This window comes from Nocardioides sp., assembly GCF_024509035.1.
Classification (GTDB): Bacteria; Actinomycetota; Actinomycetes; order Propionibacteriales; family Nocardioidaceae; genus Nocardioides.
In genome coordinates this window covers 1-5,366 of sequence record NZ_JANINT010000128.1, presented here as the reverse complement: position 1 = coordinate 5,366, position 5,366 = coordinate 1, and the positions used below count along the sequence as shown (strand labels likewise).

Below are 5,366 nucleotides of genomic sequence, written 5' to 3'. Positions count from 1 at the left end.
GATCTTCGCGTCGCGGACGTACTGCTCGATCGGGTACTCCTGCAGGAAGCCCGAGCCGCCGAAGGTCTGCAGCGACTCGGTGCCCAGCAGGACCCACGAGCGCTCGGAGCCGTAGCCCTTCACGATCGGGAGCAGCAGGTCGTTGACCTTCTCGGCCAGCTCGTCACGCTCGCCGTTGTGCTCGGCGATCATCACCTTGTCCTGCCAGGACGCGGTGTAGAGGACCAGCGCGCGCATGGCCTCGGCGAACGACTTCTGGGTCATCAGCGAGCGGCGCACGTCGGGGTGGTGGGTGATCGTGACCCGCGGCGCGGTCTTGTCGGCGGACTGCGCCAGGTCGGCGCCCTGGACGCGCTCCTTGGCGAACTCCAGCGCGTTGAGGTAGCCGGTCGACAGCGTCGCGATGGCCTTGGTGCCGACCATCATGCGGGCGTTCTCGATGACTTGGAACATCTGCGCGATGCCGTCGTGGACCTCGCCGAGCAGGTAGCCGACGGCCGGCTCGCCGCCGCCGACGCCCGGGTCGCCGAACGTCAGCTCGCAGGTGTTGGAGACCTTGATGCCCATCTTGTGCTCGACGTTGGTGACGTAGGCGCCGTTGCGTGCGCCGATCTCACCGGTCTCGAGGTCGAAGTGGTACTTCGGCACGATGAACAGGCTCAGGCCCTTGGTGCCGGGGCCGCCGGCGCCCTCGACGCCGACCGGGCGGGCCAGGACCATGTGGATGACCTGGTCGGTGGTGCCCTCGGCCGAGGTGATGAAGCGCTTGACGCCCTCGATGTTCCAGGTGCCGTCCTCGTTCAGCGTCGCCTTGGTGCGGCCGGCGCCCACGTCGGAGCCCGCGTCGGGCTCGGTGAGCACCATCGTGGTGTTCCAGCCCTGGTCGACGATCAGCTGGGCGATCTTGCGGTCGCGCTCGTTGCCGTTGCGGTAGAGCACGCCCGCGAACATCGGGCCCGCGCCGTACATCCAGATCGCGGGGTTCGAGCCGAGCACGAGCTCGCCCATCGCCCAGCAGATGCTGGAGGGGGCCGGGGTGCCGCCGAGCTCGGCGAAGGTGGTCAGGCGCCAGTACTCGGCGTCCATCCAGGCCTCGTAGCTCTTCTGGAACGCCTCCGGGATCGGAGCGGTGTTCGTGGCCGGGTCGAAGACCGGCGGGTTGCGGTCGCTCTCGACGAACGACGCCGCGAGGTCCTCGCGAGCGAGGCGGTCCACCTCGGCGAGGATGGCGCGAGCGGTCTCGCTGTCGACGTCGGCGAACGGGCCGGTGCCGAGGATCTCGTCACGACCGAGCACCTCGAAGAGGTTGAACTCGATGTCGCGCATGTTGCTCTTGTAGTGGCTCATGCCCCACCTTCGCGATTGTGTACTCGTCAGTAACTTCCATGATACGTACCGGTCAGTAACCCAGCAACCCGTCTGTGGCGAACATCCCCTGGGCAAAGCGCCCGCCGTCTCGTGTCGCGACCCTGCCGAGTCGGCACGTCTGCAGGTCCCAGGACCGACTCGGTCAGGGCCGGCTGAGGCGCAGGGCCAGGGCCGGGCAGGCGGAGACCGCCCGGCGGGCGTGGTGCACGTTGCCCGGGGCGACCTCGGGGTCGCGGACCACCGGGAAGCCGTCGGTGTCGTTGGCGAGGTTCTCGGGCAGCAGCAGGCCGCACAGGCCGTGGCCGTCGCAGCGGGTCCAGTCGACCTCGATCCTCATCGGGCGCCCCCTCATCGCACACTCCGCTCGCCGAGCGGCAGCACGCCGGCGTACGGCCGTCCGCAGGTGCCATGACGCCGGTGCGTCGCGAGCTCGTCGGTGAGCACGTCGAGGGCGCTGGTGACGAAGGCGACCGTGCCGTCCGGGTGGGCGCACGCACCGCGGCGCACGAGCCCGGCCAGCCGGGCGTCGACCTCGGGCGCGGTCCGGCCGTGGAGCAGGTCGTCGACGTCGCGGGCGAGCGCGGCGGTGCCGAACAGGCAGGGGCCGCACTGCCCCGCCGACTGCGCGGCGAGCCAACGGGTGACGGCGGTGACCTCGGCCAGCGCGCAGGCCTCGCGCGGCAACCGCGCCACGACGCCGGCGTTGAGCGCCAGGCCGCCGGCACGCAGCGCGGGGCGGGTGACGCTCAGGCCGACCACGTCCTCGACCCAGCGGCCGTGGTAGCCGCCGAGCAGCACGGGTCCGCTGGTCCCCGGGACGAGGGCGTCGAGCGGCAGGTCGGTCGGCACCTCGACGACGCCCTGGGCGCGGGTGTCGCCGAGCAGCGTGAGCAGGGTGGTGCCGGGCTCCTCGGGGCTGCCGACCGCGGCGTACTCGGCCGGGCCGAGCGAGACGAGCAACGCGATCTGGGCGAAGGTCTCCACGTTGCTGGCGAACGTGGGGGCGCCGTGCAGACCGGCCTCCGACGGGAGCGTGCGACGGCTCGGGGGTACGGCGGGTCCGCCGTCCAGGCCCCGCAGCACGGCCCGGATCTCTCCCGCGACGAACCGCGCCGGCCGGCGCTCCACGCGCACGAGCTCGGGCGACGGCTCGGCCAGGGCCCGTTCCTGCAGCGCCGCGTGCAGCGAGGAGGCGGCGGCCTGGTCGTGGACGGCGATGGTGACGTGGGAGGTCCGCAGGGCCCGCGCCACGGCCAGGGCGCCGTCGAGCACCAGGTGCGGGGTCAGCGTCATCAGCGTGCGGTCCTTGCGGCTGGCCGGCTCGCTCTCCGAGCCGTTGACGACGACCTGGGTGCGCCGACCGGGCGGGACGGCGGCCAGCTTGGTCGCGACGGGGAAGGCGGCGCCGCCCCGCCCGAGGAGCTGGACGCGTGCGGCGTCGGCGGCCAGCTCCTCGAGCGTGCGGTGGCGCTGGGGGCCGTGGAGACGGCGATGGGTCGACAGGTCCGCGCGGGTGCCGTGGGTGACCCCCGCGAGCAGGCGCGCGCTCCCGAAGGCGGTGGGGGCGGACCGGGTCAGGGGAGTCGTGCTCATGGTCGGCGTCCCGTCGTGGCGAGCTGCTGCCGGGCGGCGGCCAGCGGGGTGGCCAGGTGCCGCTCCTCGGAGGTGAGCCGGGCGAGCACCGCCCAGATGACGGCGACCGATGAGCCGCCGTACAGCGTCCACGCCCACCAGGTCTGCGAGTCGGTGCCGGCCCACAGCCCGTGCGCGATGCTCAGCGGCCAGACGGCGTAGGCCATCGCGTGCACCGGGCGCCACCAGCGCACGGCTCGGTCCGAGCCCGTGAGCCGACCGCGGAGGGCGCCGACCGCGGCGACCACCAGGAGGCAGTACGCCGCGATCGTGCCCGCCCCCACGGCGAGCGCTCGGTAGCCGGCCGTGAACGGCACGAGCGCCCCCGGGACGCTGATCGCCACGTGGGCGTCGATCACCAGCAGCACCGCGTGCAGGGCGAGCAGGGCGAGGGTGACGACCGCGGCGGAGCGATGTGCGAGCTGGGTGAGCAGGCGGGTCTGTCGGCGCCCCGCGTGGCTGCCGACCGCGGCGCCCGAGGTCCAGGCGCCCAGGCAGATGGCGACCGTGGCGCCGAGCAGCGCCGTGAAGCCGGCGGCGCGGGCCAGGAACCACAGCGTCATGCCGCCGGCACCTCCTCGGGCCAGGCGCCGACACGGTGGACCGAGCCGGCGTCGTCCACGAGGCGGGCGTCCACCCCGGCGAGCGCCAACCGGGCCGTCGCCGAGGCACCCCAGACCAGGGCGGCCGTGCTCCACGTGTTGGCCTCGAGCGCTGAGGGGGCCCAGACGGAGGCGGTGCGGATCGGTCCCTCGGCCGGCCGACCCGTGGCCGGGTCGATGACGTGGTGGGCCGGGCCCGCGGCCGAGCGCCAGCGGCGGACCGTGGTCGAGGAGGTCGCCAGGCCGCCGTGCGTCAGGCCGACCGCCTCACCGGCACCGTCCTCCGACTCCGACACCCGCACCCGCCAGGGCTGGTCGGTGGATCCGGCGACCGCCAGGTCGCCGCCGATCTCGACGAGCATCGGCCGGTGCAGCCGCGCGGCCAGTCGGTGGGCCGCCTCGTCGGCCGTCCACGCCTTGGCGGTCGCACCGAGGTCCAGGCGCAGGCCCCGGGGTACGCCGACGCGCCCCAGCCGCTGGTCGACCACGACGCGGGACCAGTCCGCGCGCCGGCCGGTGGGCCGGCCGGTGGCGAGCCGACCGCGGACCGTGCTGATGTCGTCGTCGTACCCGATCGCCAGCAGGTGCGAGCCGACCGTCGGGTCGACCGCGCCGTCGGTGCGGCGAGCGGCGTCGAGGGCGACCTCGACCAGCCTCAGGGCCAGCGGGCTGACCGGGAGCAGTCGAGGAGCGGCGGCGTTGAGGCGCTCGAGCTCGGAGTCGTTGCGGAACCGGCTCACCGCGAGCTCGACCTCGCCCATCAGGGCGCGGACGGTCGCCGTCGCCTCGTCGGCGACCGCGTCCGGGACGCCGCCGTCCTGGCCGACCACGACCCGGACCGTGCAGGACCAGTCCCGCCAGCTGCGCGTGGTCATGACGCGTTCGACCCGGCCTGGCTCTGGCCGGCGGGCGCCTGGGTGACCCCGGAGCCCGAGCTGGTGCCGTTCTGGCCGGTGGTCGACCGGACGGTGCCGGCGCCCCACTGGCGCTGCCCGGTCGACCCGCCGGAGCCGGTCGAGCCGGTCGCGAGGTCGGTCGCGTTCGCGGCGACCGCCGCCAGGCCGGCGGTGCCGGCCACCGCGGTGATCACGAGGCCCGCGGTGGCGTACCGGGCGCGGCGGAGGAGCTGGCGGCGAGGGTTCTCGGTCATGGCCCCACCGTGTCTCGGCCTTGCTCAGGCCTGCCGGAACAGCCGCTCAAATCGAGATCAAATCCGCCTGCGCGCGGCCTGTGGACCGATCACGGGCGACCGAGGAGGAGGCGGACGATCGTCCAGCCGTCCTGGCGGTCCAGCTCGAGGCGACCGCCGCTGGCCTCCGCGCAGGAGCGCGCGATGTCGAGGCCGAGCCCGGTGGAGCCGCGGTCGCTGCGCCCGCGGCGTACGGCGTCCTCGGGCAGCCCGGGGCCCCGGTCGCGGACCTCGAGCCGGACCAGGTCGCCGTCGGGCCCGCGGTCCGGGTCGAGGGTCACCTCGACCGGGGTGCCGTCCGGGGTGTGGGCGATGCAGTTCTCCAGCAGCGCGTCGAGGGCGGCCCGCAGGTCGTCCTCGGCGCAGCGCACCGCGACCGGCCCCGGGGCCAACCCCGTGGTCAGCACACGGCCCTGGTCCTCGGTGAGCGGGCGCCAGAAGTCGACGCGCTCGTCCACGACCGCGGCGGCGTCGGCGCGTGGGCGCACCCCCTCGCGCTCGGGCCGGCGGGCGGCGTGGATCACCGCGGTGAGGGTCCGCTCGAGCTGGTCGAGGTGGGCCTCGAGCTCCTGGGT

At 74.5% G+C, this 5,366-nt stretch carries 7 protein-coding genes; all 7 read right to left on the bottom strand.

What is annotated here, in order from left to right:
* The coding region (locus Q0L15_RS10560) for an acyl-CoA dehydrogenase family protein (protein WP_296604206.1) at nucleotides 1-1,347 on the bottom strand (1,347 nt) is incomplete at its 3' end.
* A 163-nt stretch (nucleotides 1,348-1,510) separates the two neighbouring features.
* On the bottom strand, nucleotides 1,511-1,705 hold the full coding sequence (locus tag Q0L15_RS10555) for a ferredoxin (protein ID WP_296604205.1): 195 nt from the start codon (nucleotides 1,703-1,705) through the stop codon (nucleotides 1,511-1,513).
* A gap of 11 nt (nucleotides 1,706-1,716) precedes the next feature.
* On the bottom strand, nucleotides 1,717-2,961 hold the full coding sequence (locus Q0L15_RS10550; RefSeq protein WP_296604203.1) for an NADH-ubiquinone oxidoreductase-F iron-sulfur binding region domain-containing protein: 1,245 nt from the start codon (nucleotides 2,959-2,961) through the stop codon (nucleotides 1,717-1,719).
* Nucleotides 2,958-3,563: a hypothetical protein gene (locus tag Q0L15_RS10545; protein WP_296604202.1), complete on the bottom strand. Its 606-nt coding sequence runs from the start codon at nucleotides 3,561-3,563 to the stop codon at nucleotides 2,958-2,960. Before Q0L15_RS10545 ends, Q0L15_RS10550 begins: the two co-directional genes overlap by 4 nt.
* A complete protein-coding gene (locus Q0L15_RS10540) occupies nucleotides 3,560-4,477 on the bottom strand; it encodes an FAD:protein FMN transferase (RefSeq protein ID WP_296604200.1) in 918 nt (305 codons plus the stop codon). The genes Q0L15_RS10545 and Q0L15_RS10540 overlap by 4 nt, the downstream gene beginning before the upstream one ends.
* Nucleotides 4,474-4,752 (bottom strand): hypothetical protein, encoded by a 279-nt coding sequence (locus Q0L15_RS10535; RefSeq protein WP_296604198.1) that lies wholly within the window; start codon nucleotides 4,750-4,752, stop codon nucleotides 4,474-4,476. Before Q0L15_RS10535 ends, Q0L15_RS10540 begins: the two co-directional genes overlap by 4 nt.
* Nucleotides 4,753-4,841: 89 nt before the next feature.
* Nucleotides 4,842-5,366: ATP-binding protein (locus Q0L15_RS10530; RefSeq protein ID WP_296604196.1), on the bottom strand; the 525-nt coding region annotated here is incomplete at its 5' end.

Excerpts from the sequence above, each read along its gene's own strand:
- Q0L15_RS10555 (WP_296604205.1), bottom strand. The coding sequence starts at position 1,705 with ATGAGGATCGAGGTCGACTGGACCCGCTGCGACGGCCACGGCCTGTGC.
- Q0L15_RS10550 (WP_296604203.1), bottom strand. The coding sequence starts at position 2,961 with ATGAGCACGACTCCCCTGACCCGGTCCGCCCCCACCGCCTTCGGGAGC.
- Q0L15_RS10545 (WP_296604202.1), bottom strand. The coding sequence starts at position 3,563 with ATGACGCTGTGGTTCCTGGCCCGCGCCGCCGGCTTCACGGCGCTGCTC.
- Q0L15_RS10540 (WP_296604200.1), bottom strand. The coding sequence starts at position 4,477 with ATGACCACGCGCAGCTGGCGGGACTGGTCCTGCACGGTCCGGGTCGTG.
- Q0L15_RS10535 (WP_296604198.1), bottom strand. The coding sequence starts at position 4,752 with ATGACCGAGAACCCTCGCCGCCAGCTCCTCCGCCGCGCCCGGTACGCC.